At 43.6% G+C, this 16,097-nt stretch carries 21 protein-coding genes and 2 pseudogenes; 6 read left to right on the plus strand and 17 right to left on the minus strand.

Going from position 1 to position 16,097, the window contains the following annotated elements; all coding sequences use genetic code 11:
• The first annotated feature begins 185 nt into the window (after nt 1-185).
• Nucleotides 186-452: a 30S ribosomal protein S20 gene (rpsT, locus tag G4P54_RS13400; protein ID WP_003229989.1), complete on the plus strand. Its 267-nt coding sequence runs from the start codon at nt 186-188 to the stop codon at nt 450-452.
• Between the two features lie 14 nt (nt 453-466).
• Here the strand turns inward: rpsT and holA are convergent, their stop codons facing one another.
• Both holA and G4P54_RS13410 read right to left on the minus strand, forming a co-directional pair.
• A complete protein-coding gene (gene holA, locus G4P54_RS13405) occupies nt 467-1,510 on the minus strand; it encodes a DNA polymerase III subunit delta (protein WP_024714992.1) in 1,044 nt (347 codons plus the stop codon).
• Nucleotides 1,511-1,549: 39 nt separating this feature from the next.
• On the minus strand, nt 1,550-1,699 hold the full coding sequence (locus G4P54_RS13410) for a hypothetical protein (RefSeq protein WP_167872907.1): 150 nt from the start codon (nt 1,697-1,699) through the stop codon (nt 1,550-1,552).
• Nucleotides 1,700-1,739: 40 nt separating this feature from the next.
• Here G4P54_RS13410 and G4P54_RS13415 point away from each other — a divergent pair, with 40 nt between their 5' ends.
• A complete protein-coding gene (locus G4P54_RS13415; protein ID WP_003229983.1) occupies nt 1,740-1,874 on the plus strand; it encodes a YqzM family protein in 135 nt (44 codons plus the stop codon).
• A gap of 40 nt (nt 1,875-1,914) precedes the next feature.
• Here the strand turns inward: G4P54_RS13415 and G4P54_RS13420 are convergent, their stop codons facing one another.
• From G4P54_RS13420 to G4P54_RS13430, 3 genes are all read right to left on the minus strand, one after another.
• Nucleotides 1,915-4,245 carry a DNA internalization-related competence protein ComEC/Rec2 gene (locus tag G4P54_RS13420; RefSeq protein ID WP_167873880.1) on the minus strand — a complete coding sequence of 777 codons (2,331 nt, stop codon included), beginning with the start codon at nt 4,243-4,245 and terminating at the stop codon, nt 1,915-1,917.
• A gap of 2 nt (nt 4,246-4,247) precedes the next feature.
• Complete coding sequence (locus tag G4P54_RS13425) at nt 4,248-4,817, minus strand: ComE operon protein 2 (RefSeq protein WP_024714990.1); 570 nt, start codon at nt 4,815-4,817, stop codon at nt 4,248-4,250.
• Between the two features lie 67 nt (nt 4,818-4,884).
• Nucleotides 4,885-5,502 (minus strand): helix-hairpin-helix domain-containing protein, encoded by a 618-nt coding sequence (locus G4P54_RS13430; protein WP_167872908.1) that lies wholly within the window; start codon nt 5,500-5,502, stop codon nt 4,885-4,887.
• Between the two features lie 83 nt (nt 5,503-5,585).
• Between G4P54_RS13430 and comER the strand changes: the two genes are divergently transcribed.
• On the plus strand, nt 5,586-6,407 hold the full coding sequence (comER, locus tag G4P54_RS13435; protein WP_167872909.1) for a late competence protein ComER: 822 nt from the start codon (nt 5,586-5,588) through the stop codon (nt 6,405-6,407).
• Nucleotides 6,408-6,472: 65 nt separating this feature from the next.
• Here the strand turns inward: comER and G4P54_RS13440 are convergent, their stop codons facing one another.
• From G4P54_RS13440 to G4P54_RS13475, 8 genes are read right to left on the minus strand one after another with little or no spacing between them, the layout of a single operon-like run.
• Nucleotides 6,473-7,216: a class I SAM-dependent DNA methyltransferase gene (locus tag G4P54_RS13440; RefSeq protein ID WP_167872910.1), complete on the minus strand. Its 744-nt coding sequence runs from the start codon at nt 7,214-7,216 to the stop codon at nt 6,473-6,475.
• Nucleotides 7,213-7,569, minus strand: a complete 357-nt coding sequence (rsfS, locus tag G4P54_RS13445; protein WP_167872911.1) for a ribosome silencing factor — start codon at nt 7,567-7,569, stop codon at nt 7,213-7,215. Before rsfS ends, G4P54_RS13440 begins: the two co-directional genes overlap by 4 nt.
• A 17-nt stretch (nt 7,570-7,586) precedes the next feature.
• Nucleotides 7,587-8,147, minus strand: coding sequence for a bis(5'-nucleosyl)-tetraphosphatase (symmetrical) YqeK (gene yqeK, locus G4P54_RS13450; protein WP_167872912.1), 561 nt, complete (start codon nt 8,145-8,147; stop codon nt 7,587-7,589).
• Nucleotides 8,137-8,706: a nicotinate-nucleotide adenylyltransferase gene (locus tag G4P54_RS13455; RefSeq protein WP_024714985.1), complete on the minus strand. Its 570-nt coding sequence runs from the start codon at nt 8,704-8,706 to the stop codon at nt 8,137-8,139. The genes yqeK and G4P54_RS13455 overlap by 11 nt, the downstream gene beginning before the upstream one ends.
• A gap of 11 nt (nt 8,707-8,717) precedes the next feature.
• Nucleotides 8,718-9,008: a ribosome assembly RNA-binding protein YhbY gene (gene yhbY, locus G4P54_RS13460; RefSeq protein WP_024714984.1), complete on the minus strand. Its 291-nt coding sequence runs from the start codon at nt 9,006-9,008 to the stop codon at nt 8,718-8,720.
• Nucleotides 9,002-9,844: a shikimate dehydrogenase gene (gene aroE / locus G4P54_RS13465; RefSeq protein ID WP_167872913.1), complete on the minus strand. Its 843-nt coding sequence runs from the start codon at nt 9,842-9,844 to the stop codon at nt 9,002-9,004. Before aroE ends, yhbY begins: the two co-directional genes overlap by 7 nt.
• An 18-nt stretch (nt 9,845-9,862) precedes the next feature.
• Complete coding sequence (yqeH, locus tag G4P54_RS13470; RefSeq protein ID WP_167872914.1) at nt 9,863-10,963, minus strand: ribosome biogenesis GTPase YqeH; 1,101 nt, start codon at nt 10,961-10,963, stop codon at nt 9,863-9,865.
• Nucleotides 10,964-10,966: 3 nt separating this feature from the next.
• Complete coding sequence (locus tag G4P54_RS13475; protein WP_003226126.1) at nt 10,967-11,485, minus strand: YqeG family HAD IIIA-type phosphatase; 519 nt, start codon at nt 11,483-11,485, stop codon at nt 10,967-10,969.
• A 361-nt stretch (nt 11,486-11,846) separates the two neighbouring features.
• On the opposite strand from G4P54_RS13475, the gene G4P54_RS13480 reads away from it, so the two are divergent.
• Nucleotides 11,847-11,987, plus strand: coding sequence for a sporulation histidine kinase inhibitor Sda (locus G4P54_RS13480; RefSeq protein WP_003226124.1), 141 nt, complete (start codon nt 11,847-11,849; stop codon nt 11,985-11,987).
• A gap of 349 nt (nt 11,988-12,336) precedes the next feature.
• Here G4P54_RS13480 and G4P54_RS13485 read toward each other — a convergent pair whose 3' ends face one another.
• Nucleotides 12,337-13,068 carry an SGNH/GDSL hydrolase family protein gene (locus G4P54_RS13485; RefSeq protein ID WP_167872915.1) on the minus strand — a complete coding sequence of 244 codons (732 nt, stop codon included), beginning with the start codon at nt 13,066-13,068 and terminating at the stop codon, nt 12,337-12,339.
• A gap of 257 nt (nt 13,069-13,325) precedes the next feature.
• Nucleotides 13,326-13,544, minus strand: a pseudogene (locus G4P54_RS13490) (peptidoglycan-binding domain-containing protein); the annotation flags it as partial.
• Nucleotides 13,545-13,699: 155 nt separating this feature from the next.
• On the opposite strand from G4P54_RS13490, the gene G4P54_RS13495 reads away from it, so the two are divergent.
• On the plus strand, nt 13,700-14,326 hold the full coding sequence (locus G4P54_RS13495; RefSeq protein ID WP_167872916.1) for a TVP38/TMEM64 family protein: 627 nt from the start codon (nt 13,700-13,702) through the stop codon (nt 14,324-14,326).
• Between the two features lie 16 nt (nt 14,327-14,342).
• Here the strand turns inward: G4P54_RS13495 and G4P54_RS13500 are convergent.
• A pseudogene (locus G4P54_RS13500) lies at nt 14,343-14,640 on the minus strand (phosphogluconate dehydrogenase (NAD(+)-dependent, decarboxylating)); the annotation flags it as partial.
• 111 nt (nt 14,641-14,751) lie between these two features.
• Between G4P54_RS13500 and G4P54_RS13505 the strand changes: the two are divergent.
• Nucleotides 14,752-15,474 carry a YqeB family protein gene (locus G4P54_RS13505; RefSeq protein ID WP_167872917.1) on the plus strand — a complete coding sequence of 241 codons (723 nt, stop codon included), beginning with the start codon at nt 14,752-14,754 and terminating at the stop codon, nt 15,472-15,474.
• A gap of 31 nt (nt 15,475-15,505) precedes the next feature.
• Here G4P54_RS13505 and nucB read toward each other — a convergent pair whose 3' ends face one another.
• Entirely contained in the window at nt 15,506-15,916 is a 411-nt protein-coding gene (gene nucB, locus G4P54_RS13510) for a sporulation-specific Dnase NucB (RefSeq protein WP_167872918.1), read from the minus strand.
• Nucleotides 15,917-16,097: the final 181 nt, after the last annotated feature.

Below are 16,097 nucleotides of genomic sequence, written 5' to 3' on the forward strand. Positions count from 1 at the left end.
TTAAGTACCTATATTGTTGCCATTTGCTGAATGAATCATGCTAAAAAGTAATCCTTCAACGAAAAATACTTTACATTTATATTGCAATCTAAAGATGTGTTTGATAGAATACAATTTGTTCTATTGTGAAGAAGATTTAACCTTAAGACACTGTGCTACAGGTTGTATCTTAGGAGGTGAAACACATGCCAAACATCAAATCAGCGATTAAACGTACAAAAACAAACAACGAACGCCGCGTTCATAACGCGACAATCAAATCTGCTATGCGTACTGCAATCAAACAAGTTGAAGCTTCTGTTGCTAACAACGAAGCTGACAAAGCGAAAACTGCTCTTACTGAAGCAGCTAAACGTATTGATAAAGCAGTGAAAACAGGTCTTGTACACAAAAATACCGCAGCTCGATACAAATCAAGACTAGCGAAAAAAGTGAACGGACTTTCTGCATAATATAAAAACGATCCTCAATAATGGGGATCGTTTTTTTCATTTCTTTTTAACAGCTGCAAAAGAAACAGTTCGAGCAGGAGCTGCTTGTCTTTTTTTCCGGTCTTCATCTCATAATCCATAACGGCAAGCTGTTCAATAATTGACCGGAGCTCGGCCTCTGAAAAAAGCCTTGCTTGATCCATCGCCAGCTTTACCCGAAATGGGTGTACTTTTAAATTAGAAGCAATTTGCTTTTGCCCGTATCCTTGTTCTGCGAAGTACTTTGTCTGCAGAATCAGCCGGAACTGGTTCGAAATAAGCGCCATAATTTTGATCGGTTCTTCATTTTGTTTGAGCAAATCATAAAAAATTTGCAGACTCTCCGTCCGTTTCCGGTTGACGATTTTATTGATCAGCTCAAAAATATTTTGTTCAAGACTTCTCGCAACAAGCATTTTTACATCATCCAGCGTAATTTCTTCACGATCTCCAATAAACGTGCAGAGCTTTTGAATCTCCTGAAAAATTGATGACAGATGGCCGTTCACAAGCAGAACCAAATGTTCCGCCGCTTCAGTCCCGATTGTTTTCTGCTCGGATTTTGCCAGATTGACTGTGAAATCTGTCGTCTCCTTTGCGTTTAACTCCTTCGCCTCCATCATAAACGCGTGCTTCTTTAACGCTTTCGTCAGCTTTTTCCGCTCATCCAGTTTTTCATACGGGGCAAGCAGGACAAAGACTGTGTAAGGCGCAGGCGATTGTATGTATGACTCAAGCGCACTGACGTTGTGCTCAACTTTTTCTTTTTTCTTTTCACCCGTTAAAAAATATGGATTTTTCACGATGACAAGACGGCGCTCCCCCATAAACGGAAACGTTTCCGCATCTTCAATCGCTTGATCCAGCGGGTCCTCTTCAAGATCAAAAACAGATAGGTTGAAATCCTTTGTCTCCTGATCAATGACCGTCTGCCTAATCCTGCTGACGGTTTCTTGGAGCAGATACGTCTCTTTTCCGTATAGACAATAAACCGGATGGACATCTCCTTTTTTCAGGCTTTTCCACACATCAAATACCATTATTGTACGACTTCCTCTCTTTCATCATCCCCTTCTATCCTAAATTGAGTTTGCAAAATAGTAAAGAGGAAGCCTGACTGCTGCTCCCCCATTTATATTAAACGCCAATTCGCAAGCCCCCGGGACAGCTTGTAAAAAGGCGATAATCACCAGAACAGAAAACGTTACCTTAGCTTCTAGATTTTTCAAAACGATTCGATTATACTTAAATCAGTCAGGAGGGATAAGGTTGAATGATTTTGAAAAAAACGTTCAAAGCAAACGAAATGATGCTGTAGATTCAGCTGTTGGTTTTGTTGTGTCCTTCGGATTTTTCGCCTTCTTGTTTGTCATGGCAACAGTTATTCACCTAGTTGGTTCCTAACAGCGACTGCCCGGGCTGCTGATTTCTCGGCAGTCTTTTTTTAGTTCGTCTCTGTTATATCTGATGTATCATATGGGGGATAGACAGAAAAGGTTCCAACTCTGTTTTTATATCTATATTGGAGCGTTCCGCTTTGATCCGTGCGCAGCACGCGGATGGAATGTCTCTGTAATATTTGCAGAACTTCTTGATGGGGGTGATGGTACCGATTGTTTTCTCCCGCTGAGATAACGGCCGTTTTTGGCCGGAGCTGTTTGATGAACTCTTCACCGGTAGAGCCTTTGCTTCCATGGTGACCCACCTTTAACACGTCTGCTGTTATATTCGGAAACACGTTCATTACCTCCTGTTCCCCTTCCTTCTCAAGATCACCCGTCAATATCCAGCTCATATCGCCCGTTTTCATCCACAAAACGAGAGAAGAATTATTTTTGTTTTCCGGATCAGGTGTGCCCGGTGAAAGTACTTGAAACTGCAAATTCTTTATTTGCAATACATCGCCTCTTATCACCTCTTCAATTGGCACGCCCTCTTCTCTGGCTGCCCGCAGCACTTTCTCGTCTTTTGGTTCAGAAACGAACCCTTTCGGAATCACGAGGCGCTTCACTTTATGATGCCTCAGCAGAGTCTCTGCCTCTCCGATGTGGTCTTGGTCAGCATGCGTCAAAATCAAAGCATCAAGCTGTTTGATTCCCTTAGCAGTTAAAAACGGAATCAGCACCTTTTCCCCCAGTGAAAACGGATGTTGTTTTTCGCGCCAAGGCTCTGACGAGTAAGACAAAGTGCCGCCAGTATCAATTAAGACGTGCCCTTGCTGATGCGGAGCACCTACATACATGCTGTCCCCCTGCCCAATATCAATCATATCGACTTCCCCTTCGGAACTAAGCCGCGGATAAACAAAGAGAAGACAAAGCGCCGCGAAGCACATACCGCCAGTTACCATCAGGTGCGTGAAGGAACGTTTTTCAATCGCCATAAGCAATAGGATCATTGTGACTGTGAATAAAAAGAGCAGAGCGGGTTCGGGACGTGCAATAATAACTGTAAATACATCAATCTCCGCAATTTTTGTAATCAGTCTGTTGGTCAAGCTCATCAAAAAATCAAACCAGCTGAAGAACAATCGGCCAGCCGAAGCGGATAGGAGTAACAGAAAAACACCTGCTACAGCCCCCGGCAAAATAACGCATGTATAAAATGGAACCATCAACATGTTCATCGGTATGCTGATTATAGAAAACTGCTGGAAATGATATAGAAGAATAGGAAGTGAACCCAATTGAGCGATCAGAGATACCATTGACAGCTGACCCAGAGAGGTTTTGAGCTGGAGAAAAAGAGAAGAAGAAAGAATTAAAGAAAAACTGACGGCGAATGACAGCTGAAAACCGGCCTCAAAGAGATGATAAGGATTGAAGAGCAATAGAACAAGGTATGAAAGACAGATTGCACCAGCTGAATGCACCCGCCATTTAACGAGACTTCCCGCTAAATAAACACCCGACATCAGAGCGGCGCGAAGCACTGAAGGAGCTGCGCCTGTCAGCATCACATAAAGCGGCAGAAATAACAGCAGCAGGATTGACGCCTTTTCTCTTGTGATGCCTAGACGGATCATGATATAAAACATCCCGGCTGTCAAAATGCCGACATGAAGCCCCGAAATCGCCAAGAGATGGACGACACCAAGCTTTTGATAAGCATTAAGCACATCGTCCTCAACATAAAATCTGTCGCCCACTGTAAGAGCCTGTACGATCCCTGCCGAGTCGGGGGGCAGCGATTCATTTGTGAATGATACGATGTATTTTCTCAAGCTGAGCAGCCTATATTTGAAATTAACAGGTCCGCTGCAGTTATGGACAGATGTGACAGAATAGTTCCAGTGAATATGCTGCCTGTACAGATAGTTGTGATAATCAAATATGCCAGGCACAGTTGCGTGTTTAGGCTCTTCCAATGCACCAGTTAATTCACATGTCATTCCTGGTTCTATGTATGACAGCCGATCTTTTTCATTAGCAGACTGAATGCGATACGAAGCAGCCCATTTTTCGCCATCAGGCGTCTTAACAACCATAGACATACGGTCGCCATCGATTTTAGGAATACTATCAATCACTGCCTTGAAATGATAGGTGCCCTGCTGATATGAAGAGGCATTCCGAGAATCTGTGAGCGTATACAGTGCAAAAAACAATAGAAAAGAGAAGAAACAAACAAAAATGAGAAAAGCGTGTCTCGTTTTGATGAAAATGATGAGGAGAAAGAGGAAGAAAAGAATAACAGCGGAGAAATAAACGGCGGCAGAAATTCCAGCCGTTGCTGAAGCTGCCGCCAGAGGCAATAACAAACGCGAATTACGCATTCTCACACGTAGCTCGTGAATAGTGTATTCGCTTGTTCATGTATTTTCTTCAAATCTTCCTCTGCCAGACCGGCATCCGCCAGTTTTTCTAAAAGGCCTGCTACAAATGAAAGCTTTTCCCTGTTTTTCAGATCAACGATCATTTCATCGAGTTCAACCTGTTCAACGGTAACACCCGCCTGTTCAAATAATTCCTGTGCATACGGATTTGTTTTATAGTCCTCAGCATAATAAACTGTTTTGATACCCGCTTGAATAATAGATTTGCAGCATTGAATGCAAGGATAATGCGTCACATAAATCTCCGCTCCATCAGTCGGCACCCCGAACTTAGAGCATTGAAGAATCGCATTCATTTCAGCGTGAATCGTTCTTGCGCAATGATCATCTATTAGTAAGCATCCTTCGTCTGCACAATGTACGCCGCCCGCGATTGACCCGTTATAGCCTCCTGCAATCATGCGTTTATCTCTGACTATAGTAGCGCCGACAGATAGTCTAGGACAGGTGCTGCGCAGCGCCAGTAAATGGCTTTGAGCCATAAAATATTGATTCCATGAAATTCGTTCCACGTGTGTTCCCTCCAAATGTTGTGTTGCCTGACCTTTAGTTTACCTATCATGATGCATGACCGTCAAATCACTTTACTGTAATGGAAGACTTTATTTTCTCAAACGACTTTTCGCCTATTCCTGAAACCTTCATAATATCTTCTATTGTCTGGAAACGCCCGTTTTCTTCCCGATAGGCAACAATAGCTTCAGCTTTGGATGGCCCGACCCCTGAGATATCTTGTAATTCCTCTATAGTTGCTGTATTGATATTGACCAGCGCTCCCTCCCCTCCACCGCTTTTGACAGCAACCCCGGCTCCTTGCTGTGCCGCTTTCTCCTCTCCCTTTTTCGGAATATACACAACTGTCCCGTCCTGCAGCAGCTCTGCCAAATTCACTTGCAGTTCGTCTGCTTGTTCACTTGTCCCTCCTGCTTTCTCAATTGCCTGAGATACTCTGTCCCCTGTTCGCATTTCATAAACGCCGGGACGCTGAACAGCACCTTTGATGTCAATCACAATTGTTTCCTTTGACTCGTCTTTGGCCGCCTCCTGCTTTACGTCTGGATTTGCTGTTTCAGTTGATACAGCGTGTTCCACCGGCTCTTTGTTTTTTCCGATGGCATAGAAGAAAATAATCGTTATGACAACAGCCGCAGAAGCAGTTAAAATAATTACTGTCTTATGCTGATTCAACCAATTCATCGCGCAGATTCCCCGCTTTCGTCATATTTTATTTCTATCTCACATATGGTTTAGAGGATAATAGCTCAAAGGAGGGAAAACCATTGAAGATAGGCTTTATCGGCACAGGAAATATGGGTACGATCCTTATAGAATCATTTATCGAATCACAAGCAGCCGCTCCCTCAAATATGACAATCACAAACCGCTCAATTGAAAAAGCGTTACAGATAAAAAACCGCTATAACAGCATAAACGTAACAGAAAGTCTGGAAAAGCTTGTTTCTGAAAACGAGATGATTTTCATTTGTGTTAAGCCGCTCGATATATATCCTTTACTGGCAAGAGCGTTGCCTCATTTACGAAAGGATCATATTCTCATTTCTATTACAAGCCCGGTTCAAACCGAACAGCTCGAAGAGTATGTGCCGTGTCAAGTGGCGCGAGTGATCCCCAGTATTACGAACAGGGCGCTGGCAGGCGTTTCTCTCGTCACGTTCGGTGCAAGCTGCGGAGAAGCGGCAAAAGTGAAAATCAATGAGCTGATGGGGCATATCTCTCACCCGCTGCAAATTGAAAGTAACATCACGAGAGTCGCATCAGATATCGTGAGCTGCGGCCCCGCGTTTATGAGCTATTTGATTCAGCGGTTCATAGATGCAGCCGTTTCGGAAACATCAGTGTCTAAACATGATGCTATCGTGATGTGCAAGGAGATGCTTGTCGGAATGGGGAAACTGCTAGAAACCGAATTGTATACCCTGCCTGCGTTACAGGAAAAGGTTTGCGTTAAAGGCGGTGTGACAGGAGAAGGCATTAAAGCACTCGAAAGCGGTGTACAGGATATGTTCCACCGGGTTTTTCAAAATACTCATATGAAGTATGAAGAGGATATTTCCGCAGTGAAGAAGCAGTTTCATGTGTAGATGAGTATGCCATACTTTTGTCTGTCCTGCAAAAGCATAAAAAAGCATTTTAAAAAACCATCGTTTCAGGAAACGATGGTTTTTGACTTCTGCGCCTTGAAAAATAGGCGTTCTGATTGACCTGATGGCTCTGAATCCGTAAAATCAGCTGTCACATGGTGCAGCTGAAAGCCGCAGCTCTTCAGCATTGCTTCGTATTCATCCACAGGGAACGTTCTTTGCTCGTGGGTTTCATCAAAGCGGTCATACGCTTCTCCGTTCCACACAAAAAAGGACATGTCATGAATGACAGAAAGCTCTTCACTTCCGGCGAAGCTCTGCCAAATATAGCTGATATCTTCGTCTTGATCAGCAAATGTGCTATTCGGAAAGACTTCGGCCATTTTATAAGATGAATGAACATCAAACAGCAAAATGCCTTCAGGCTTCAGCACCTGAAATACACTTTTAAAGGTTTCGATCACATCATTTTTCGTTTTTAAATAATTTAATGAGTCACAGCATATTGCAACTGCGTCAAACTGGCCGTCAAAGCCGCTAAGTTCCCGCATATCCTGCTGAAGAAAAAGAATCGGCTGGTTACTTGAGACCTTTTGCTGTGCGTAAGAAAGCATTTCCTCACTGAGATCGATGCCCGTAACCTCGAAGCCTTTTTCGGCAAGCCGAATTGAGATTTCCCCCGTGCCGCATGCCAGATCGAGGATACGGCCTTTTTCCGGGAGAGATTCTTCAATCCACTTTGTCCATTGATCATAAGGCGCGTGTGACATTAACTCGTCATACACGCTTGCAAAGCCTTGGTAAATCATTGGTTCATTCCAAGCTCAAGATCTGCGAGCGGAGCGTCTCCCCACAGCTTTTCAAGGTTGTAGTAGCTTCTTTCGTCCTTGTGGAAGACATGCGCAATCACATCACCAAGGTCAACGAGCACCCATCTCGCTTCATCGAAGCCTTCCATCTTTTTCACTTCAATGCCGCTTTCTTCAGCCTGATCCTTGATTTCCCGTGCAATCGCCTGCACCTGTTTATCTGAATTCCCGTGGCAGATCAGAAAATAATCAGCAACTAGAGAAATGCCTTCCATATCCAGTGCTAAAATATCTTCTGCCCGTTTATCATCGCAAGCCGCAGCCGCAATTTTTAAAATGGACTTTTGGTTCATTCACAAATTCCTCCTGTTCAGTTGCCAGACACAAGCCAGTTATACGTTAAAAATGTGTCTGGGAAAACCGGTTGATTTTTTTTCATAAGAAAAACCATTGTATTTTTAATGGATTGAATCAGCGCTTGATTCAAATCTGTCTCAGCAAGCTCACGCACCTCATCGACACCAGGGAACACCCGGTTGGGCTCAATGTAATCGGCAACGTAAATCACTTTTTCTAAAAGTGTCATGCCAGGCCGTCCAGAGGTATGGTACCTGATAGCGTCAAGAATGTCTTCATCTTGGACCCCCGCTTCCCTTTGGACCAAATAAGCGCCGACTGGAGCGTGCCACAGCTCCGGATTATGATCCAATAAATGCGAAGGCATTTTTTCGCGTGCGATAATTTGTTTCATTTCTTCTTTTGGGCGGAATTTGGCGTAATCATGAAAGATTGCCGCTGTTTCCGCTTTTTTAGAGTCGGCTCCAAAACGCTCCGCAAGTTCGATCGCCGTGTTCATCACGCCAATCGTGTGGATATACCGGTGTTCGGTCAATTGCTGCTTAACGCAGGCAAGTGCCTCCTCACGATTCATATAAACCATTCTCCTCTACATACTTCTTCACTTTATCAGGGATTAAGTAGTCAGTGGGCTTCTTGCTTTTAAATCGTTCCCTTATCATAGTTGATGATACCTCAAATTCCGGAACGTCTGCAAAGAGAAGCGGATAAGGGGTTTCAACATGAAAACCGGGGCGCTTTACACCAATAAATTGAATGAGATTCATCAGCTCGTCCAGCTTATACCATTTCGGCAAATATTCAATCATATCAGCACCGATAATAAAGAACAGCTGATCATTCGGATAACGCTGCTTCAGTAAAGAAACAGTATCAAAGGTATATGAAGGCCCTTCTCTTTCCATCTCAGCCAGCTCTAGCTTAAAGGAGGGATTAGACTGAATGGCAAGCTTCAGCATTTCTATACGATGAAAGCTGTCCGTATAGTCTTCGTCCTGTTTATGCGGCGGAATTTGATTGGGCATAAACCAAATTTCATCAAGCCCCGCCTGATACAGCACCTCATTCGCCATTAAGAGGTGACCGTTATGAGGAGGATCAAACGTTCCTCCAAAAATTCCGATTTTCTTCATTTCAACCACCTTTAAGGAAGCTCGATTTGTTTATTTTCCTTTGATTCCTTATATAACACAATCGTATTGCCGATAGTCTGCACCAATTGAGCGCGGCTTCCTTTTACTAAAGCTTCCGCAACATCGTTTTTATCCTCTTCGCAATTCTGAAGCACGCTGACTTTAATCAGCTCTCTCGCTTCAAGCGCCTCAGCAATTTGCTTAATCATGTTGTCGTTTACTCCGCCTTTTCCTACTTGAAAAATCGGTGTTAAATGATGCGCTTTTGAACGCAAAAAACGTTTTTGTTTACCAGTTAACATTCTGTTCCTCCTAATTTTCCTATTACAATTGATCTCATTTTTTCAATATCGGGCTCTTGTCCAGTCCACAATTGGAAGGACAATGCTGCCTGTTCAACAAACATGCCCACTCCATCGAGTGTTTTCAGGCCTTTTTGGTTTGCTTCTTTTAACAGAGCCGTCTGAATTGGATTATACACGATATCGCATACGACGGCACTGCGGGCTGCGCGCTGTAATGAAAGCGGTGCGTCGTCCACGTTCGGATGCATGCCTACAGACGTTGTATGGATAATAACATCATACCTCTCAAGCCGCTCTTCCGCTTCTTTTATGCTTAACACTTCTTTATTGTGAAATGAGGGAGTGAATTCTGTGAGCTGTTTGGCTTTTTCCAGCGTCCGGTTGCAAATGTCAAACTTTTTCGGAGTGTGACGGGCAATTGTTGTGAAAATGGCTCTTGCTGCTCCGCCTGCACCGATCATTAAGAAAGACAGTTCAGGGATGGGCTTGTCCAATACCTTCATTAATGACTTCACAAAGCCTTCCCCGTCGGTATTGTATCCGACAAGCTTGTCCCCCTCTCTTCTGACCGTGTTTACGGCACCGATCACTTTTGCGCTCTCATCAATATGATCCAGGTAATCCATAATGGAAACCTTATGCGGCACCGTCACATTGATTCCTTGTATGCCAAGTGTTTTTATTCCTTTTACCGCATCTTCCAGATCATCCTCTTCTACTTTGAAGGCGTGGTAATGTCCGTCCAAACCGAGGTCTTTCAATGATGCGTTATGAATATCAGGTGACATAGAATGGCCAATCGGATTGCCGATAACCCCGTACAGCTTTTTCATACTCCTCTCCCCTTTTCATTAAATTAGTGAGCGCCGAACAAATACGTGAACGCCTTTTGGCGCGTAAGCCGTTACTTTTTTATCGGTGTCATGCACTGTTACCCAGCCTAACCCAGAGAAAACGATATCTGTCTTTTTATCTTTGATCGTAAACGTATGGGCGACCAATTCCGGGAACTCATCCATTTCGTCTTTTCCCGGAGGTGTGAGCAATTCCCCTGCATGCTTTTCATAAAGCGCGGCTGCATTTTCCAGCTTTGTTCTATGAATCATCAGCTCATTCGGCATATAGCAAATAAAAGGAGCTCTATCCCCTGATACATAATCAAACCTTGCAAGTCCGCCGAAATATAGTGTTTGCTGATCGTTAAGCTGGAATGTGCGCGGCTTCAGCTCCTTTTTAGGCGAAAGTATTTTTAAGTCCTTTTTATTAACATAATGCGCCATTTGATGATGATTGATAATACCCGGTGTGTCATAAAGCGCTGAGCCATCGTCAAGCGGAATTTCAATCGCGTCAAGGGTTGTGCCTGGAAATTGGGATGTCGTAATAATATCTTCTTCACCTGACACTTCTTTAATAATCCGGTTAATAAAGGTTGACTTCCCTACATTGGTACAACCGACAACATAGACGTCTTTGCCGTTGCGATAATGCTCAATCGCATCAATCACTTCTTTGATCCCCTGACCGCGGCCGGCACTGACCAAAAATACGTCAACCGGTTTTAAGCCAAGCTCTTTCGCTTCCCGCTTCATCCATTGGATCAGACGCTCTCTTTTCAATGACTTAGGCAATATATCTGCTTTATTTCCAACCAACAGAATAGGGTTTCCTCCTACCAAACGCTGCAGCCCATTGATCCAGCTGCCGTTAAAATCAAAAATATCAACAATTTTCACAACGAGAGAATCCGTCTCCCCAATGCCGTGCAGGATGTTTAAAAAATCATCATCCGTTAAGGAAACGTCTTGTATTTCATTATAATTTTTCAGTCTGAAGCAGCGCTGGCAAATCACATTTTCTTTCGTAAGCGATGCAGGCGGCGCGTATCCCAGACCTGTTTTGTCTTCGGTTTGGATGGCAACTCCGCATCCGATACAAACAACCTTTTCCATTTCTTACTCCTCCCACTGAATGTGCCCTTTTCGTTTAAGAGCACTCAGTATTCTGCGTTCGACCTGGCGGTTAAAACGCGTAATGAATCCGTCAGAGGAAGCGACAGGCACCACCAAAATTGTATGGTAGCCGTTTCGGTTTCCTCCGAGCACGTCGGTCAGCAGCTGGTCTCCAATGACAACGCAGTCCTCTTTTTTCAGCTCCATATTGCGCACCGCTCTGTTAAAGGCTTTGCCCATCGGTTTTCTCGCTTTATAGATGAATGGGATTCCGAGCGGTTCTGAGAAAAGTTTTACTCTTCTTTCATTATTATTAGAGACAATCGTCACTTTAATGCCGTGCTCCTTCATTTCTTCAAACCACTCGATCAAACGCGGCGTCGCGTTCGGTCTGTCCCACTCAACAAGCGTATTATCCAGGTCAGTAATAATTCCTTTTACATTTCGTTCTTTTAATTTCTCAGGTGTAATATGAAAAATATTTTTTACAAATTCGTCAGGTAAAAAAAACTTTTTTAACAAAACCCGCACCCTTCCCTTTTCTTTCTCTTTCAAATGATTGTCGAAAAAAATCGAACTTGCGATTAAAGAAAAACTGAGCAAAAAAATTTCGACAAAAATTGGGTTTCTTCACCAGGTGTGGATAAAATTACACACACTATCCACTCTTATTACATCACTCTTTAGACAAATTATAAACATGATACTCACAAGTTATCCACTTTTTGGTGTGGATAACAGAACGATTGTTCTTATATGGAATTCATGGTAGATTAAAGATAACTTCAGCCTCAGATAAACGCAACTTACCAATGTATGCATAAAAGTCATGAATGATTCCAACTTTTAAGGAGGTGCCTCTCCCATTAATTGGGTTCCTAGCATGAGAAAACTGTCTGATGAATTACTCATAGAATCTTATTTCAAAGCCACCGAAATGAATTTAAACCGCGACTTTATCGAATTAATTGAAAACGAAATAAAAAGAAGATCGCTCGGACATATTATTTCCGTATCTTCTTAATAGGAATTTGTCTATTTTTTCCGGGCGTATTTTCCTTTTTTTACTCAGATGACTGATATTATATCACTTCGGTTACGGGCTTTACTACTGTTTTCAGTAAAAAACACCCCTAAAAAGAGGTGTTTTAAAGGGCTGGTTACTATGCTAACCAATATATGCCGCCCACAACCAGGAGAACAACAACTAAAACAACGATAAAAGCGTATCCATATGCTCTGCCAACTCCATATGGCCAGCTGCCGAAAGGGTACGAATAGGAATAACCGCTGCACATGGTGAAGCGCCTCCTTATATTAGGTTTTATACAGCCTATGTAGAAGAAATAAAACGGTTTAGGCCTTTGTCCGCCTCAGCGCTTCAGAACCTGCCCATCTTGTATCGCTTCATATACGATCCTTGCTCCTTTAGGTGTCATATGATTGCCTGAAGGATCTATCAGACCGGATTGAATTAGCGCTTCATCAGTTGCTTTTCCGCCGTCTGCTTCTATAAAATGCTTCCAGTTGTCTACAAGAGGGACATCAAGCCGCTTCGACACATCTCTTGTAATATCGTTGTATGAGTTGTGCCATTTCCTCGCCCCGCCTTTCGGTTCAAAGGCAGCTGCTTTATATCTGGAATAGTAAAACAAATGGTGCTTCCTGTTTCCTTCAATAATTGGAATACACGTCATTAAAATTGGCTTGATCCCGTATTTTCTGCTTTCTTTAATAAAATAAACCAGATTTTCTCTAAAACGCTGCTTCGACACTCTCGGTTTCCCCTCAGTCAGGATTGCGGCGTCATTGGTGCCAAACATAATAAACAAATGCTTCGGTTTTTGATCCAGCACATCTGTCTGAAACCGCAGACGTGCATCCTCTGTCGTCTGTCCGCCGATCCCCGCATTGAGTATTTCAAGCTTTCCGCGTTCAGCTGTTTTTAATATATTAACCCACTGCTGTGCTTTTGGATAATCGCGATAATCCCAATTAGAGCCTCGCGTATTGCTGTCACCAAATGCTACAACATCTTCGTATCCCCTTCCCTCGCATCCTGCTGTAACGAACAGCAGAAGGAAGAGAATGAAAACATGCTTCATCTTTACACCCCCAAAAGCCTCACCTTAATGTTATACCTCTGGTTTCCTTCATTCAACGAAGAGTTTTTTCATTTGCCGCTGTTTTTCCCTAAAGTTAACGTGTCCCTCTCAGTCAAAATCATTCTGCTATTCTTTCGGCATATCAGGTGATTTTTTTAAAATTCCCTTCTTCTCAATTGAAAAAACCCGCAAACCAATGTGAAAGAGTATAACCTGAATCCGACTGGAAACAGGTTATCCCTCCCCCCAATATTCACCTTCAACTTTGATTTAAGCTTGGCCTTTATTTTGGGTCCACAGATACCGTCTCGAGTTAATCCACGAATGAGCTGAAAACGCTTGACGGCATTCGCCGTTTTCGATCCGTAAACTTCGTCTATTCCATGATTTCCAGCTCCCCTATCAGGGTGAAAATAGCGCAGCTGCAGGACTTTTGTGCCCTTTCGATAAGGCGAAGTAAGTTTGATAATCCTTGACTATTAAGGGCTATTTTACAAGATATAAAAGAATTGTGTCTCCAGCCCAAATACGATTTTCAGTTGAACCGCTGTAATAACACCAGTTATACTAACTCTAGATGACGGAGGTTTTGGCTCCTGGCATCACCTAAGTTGGGAGTGACCATAGAAAAGTGTTAAAAAAGATAATAGGTATCGCCGTGATCATTACGATCATTGCAGTTGGTTTTTTTCAGAAAGAAGCTTGGCTTGATGCGATCAAAGCAGGAGGGATGCTTTCTGTTTTATTCAGTATGCTGCTGATTGCCGCGGATGTCTTTTTCCCCATTGTGCCGTTTGCTTTGGTTGCCGCTTTAAATGGCGCTGTGTTCGGAATGGCAAATGGAATTTGGATTACACTGACCGGCTCAATGCTTGGTACCATGATGCTTTTTTTTCTCGCAAGGTACAGTTTTAGAGATTGGGCCAGAAAAAAAGTTGAGGCCTATCCTGCCATTCAAAGCTACGAGGCTTCCTTCCATAAAAATGCTTTTGCCGCAGTTTTATTAGGACGGCTCATTCCGGTCATTCCTTCTCTTGTAATGAATGTGATATGCGGACTGAGTCAGGTTCGCTGGCATGTTTTTTTCCTCGCGTCTTTCATAGGAAAAATCCCTAATATTGTCGTTGTCACGATTGCGGGTGCCAATTTTGCCAGCAATAAATTACTGTCTTTCAGCATTTACGGAGCCTATATTCTGATCATTATGCTGATCATTTACAAAAAGTTCCCACATCTGCTGAAAGTGCAAAAAAAGTAAGGAGGCGATTCGCCCCTTACTTTTTTTCTGTCGCATGGCCTCCACATTCATTTTGAAGCACAGCGACAGCCTTTCCTGTAAACGTACCGTCTATTAAAGAGCGGTATGGCGATCACGGGAGTTGCCGTCTGCAGATCGAGCGCTGTTTCCTACGTCCATTTCCCTTCATCTGAGGAATGCCTTTGCTCTGATCCAGTTTCACACCTTTAGAGAAAGCGCCCCATAAGCCAAGAGCGAATGGCAGAGCCATGATTCCACAGTCTCGCAACCTTTTCGTCGTCAAAATCAAATTGGCTGTTTTCAGCATTCTCCCATCATCGATTCTGAGAATCCTTTTATAAAACCATTAACTTATCCTTGATTTTCCAACTTATTAAGCTAAAATATGGGAAGAGAAATAGAATATTTCAGTAAAAGAAGGTGACATGTTGCACGATCAACCTCACACTACCATTGGAGTTACGAAAACCGCTGTATATTTTTTTTACGCCATACTTGCAATCATTGGACTTACAATCGGATATTTTATCCCTCAGTTTGCGAAATGGGCGTTATTTCTTCCATGGATACCTTTTGAAGGACTGCTCCGGCTGGTCACCTCTTTTCACGGATCACCAGCTGCATTTATCACTGCGCTGCTCGGCATGTCTGCGGGGTTATGGTTCGCCCATACTGTTATGGCAATGCTGCTGTCTGTAAAAATTACAGATGACACAGTCGAATTAATTAAAGGAAAGAACGTGCAAACGATTCGTTCCGCCGACATTGCTCTTGTGTTTATCGATCACAAACGGCTTGTCCTCTTGGGAACAGCCGGATATGAATTGGTACGGGAAGAAATTGATGAAAAACCTGGAAAAGTCGAGAAAGCCTTTAGACAGCATCATTACGAATGGGCAGCAGATGGTGATCCGTTTAAAGATCAATTTCGCAGGTGGATACCTGATGCACCAGACCTCTCGCCGGGCGCCCATGCGTTGTTGAAAGCTCGTCACAAAGCGTTGAAAGGCGAGGAAACAGACGATGTGGAAGAATTCCGTCTCGAACTTGCACAGCTGGGCATCGTTGTCCGAGACGAAGGAACACGCCAGTATTGGCGAAAAGCAGCAACCTATCAGCCGAACATTCAGCACCGCGAAGGATCATAGCAACAGAGGCTCAAGAAAGAGCCTCTTCTTATTACTGCACAATAAACAGCACTCTGGTGCCATCAGGATAACCGCTCATTTGATTCCCTACCCACGATCCGGCCCCGCGATTGTCTGAAGGCGTCACATATCGGACGTCAGCCCCTGCCCCGCCTTCCTCACAAACCGCCATCGGCCACTCATCCCGATCAAAACCCGGCTTCGTCGGAATTCCTTTTAATGATTCCTCCCGCCTTTTGTCCGCCCCATCCCTGTCAATGGTGCAAATATCAGAATGCCCATCTGCAATCGCATATCTAATATGATCTCCCGTTTCCGGATAACGAGCCAGCGGAAAATACAGCACTTTGTCATACAAAGAAGCCGCTTTGATCGGCTGCGGTGTCACTAAACAAAGCAACACTGCCGCAGCAAGAAACAGGCCTGCCAGCCATTTTTTCATTCCCATCCCCCCATACATTTGTTCATTTCAATGTATGGGGGGATGGCAAAGATTATTTTTAAAATTTGAAGCTGGCCTGCTGCAACAAAAGCCAAACTCCCCTGCGAGAAATTTCCCGGTACAGACACAGACAGCCTCCCGCTCACATACATTTACATATAGGCTTTTGCCTACATACTTT

It is taken from the genome of Bacillus tequilensis (assembly GCF_012225885.1).
Taxonomy (GTDB): domain Bacteria; phylum Bacillota; class Bacilli; order Bacillales; family Bacillaceae; genus Bacillus; species Bacillus tequilensis.

Bases quoted from the DNA above. Each gene is read 5' to 3' on its own strand.
- G4P54_RS13505 (WP_167872917.1), top strand. From the start codon at position 14,752: ATGTTGCACGATCAACCTCACACTACCATTGGAGTTACGAAAACCGCT.
- nucB (WP_167872918.1), bottom strand. From the start codon at position 15,916: ATGAAAAAATGGCTGGCAGGCCTGTTTCTTGCTGCGGCAGTGTTGCTT.
- G4P54_RS13420 (WP_167873880.1), bottom strand. From the start codon at position 4,245: ATGCGTAATTCGCGTTTGTTATTGCCTCTGGCGGCAGCTTCAGCAACG.
- holA (WP_024714992.1), bottom strand. From the start codon at position 1,510: ATGGTATTTGATGTGTGGAAAAGCCTGAAAAAAGGAGATGTCCATCCG.
- G4P54_RS13440 (WP_167872910.1), bottom strand. From the start codon at position 7,216: ATGATTTACCAAGGCTTTGCAAGCGTGTATGACGAGTTAATGTCACAC.
- aroE (WP_167872913.1), bottom strand. From the start codon at position 9,844: ATGAAAAAGCTGTACGGGGTTATCGGCAATCCGATTGGCCATTCTATG.
- rsfS (WP_167872911.1), bottom strand. From the start codon at position 7,569: ATGAACCAAAAGTCCATTTTAAAAATTGCGGCTGCGGCTTGCGATGAT.
- G4P54_RS13480 (WP_003226124.1), top strand. From the start codon at position 11,847: ATGAGAAAACTGTCTGATGAATTACTCATAGAATCTTATTTCAAAGCC.
- rpsT (WP_003229989.1), top strand. From the start codon at position 186: ATGCCAAACATCAAATCAGCGATTAAACGTACAAAAACAAACAACGAA.
- G4P54_RS13455 (WP_024714985.1), bottom strand. From the start codon at position 8,706: ATGAAGAAAATCGGAATTTTTGGAGGAACGTTTGATCCTCCTCATAAC.
- G4P54_RS13430 (WP_167872908.1), bottom strand. From the start codon at position 5,502: ATGAATTGGTTGAATCAGCATAAGACAGTAATTATTTTAACTGCTTCT.
- yqeK (WP_167872912.1), bottom strand. From the start codon at position 8,147: ATGAATCGTGAGGAGGCACTTGCCTGCGTTAAGCAGCAATTGACCGAA.
- G4P54_RS13485 (WP_167872915.1), bottom strand. From the start codon at position 13,068: ATGAAGCATGTTTTCATTCTCTTCCTTCTGCTGTTCGTTACAGCAGGA.
- yhbY (WP_024714984.1), bottom strand. From the start codon at position 9,008: ATGTTAACTGGTAAACAAAAACGTTTTTTGCGTTCAAAAGCGCATCAT.
- yqeH (WP_167872914.1), bottom strand. From the start codon at position 10,963: ATGGAAAAGGTTGTTTGTATCGGATGCGGAGTTGCCATCCAAACCGAA.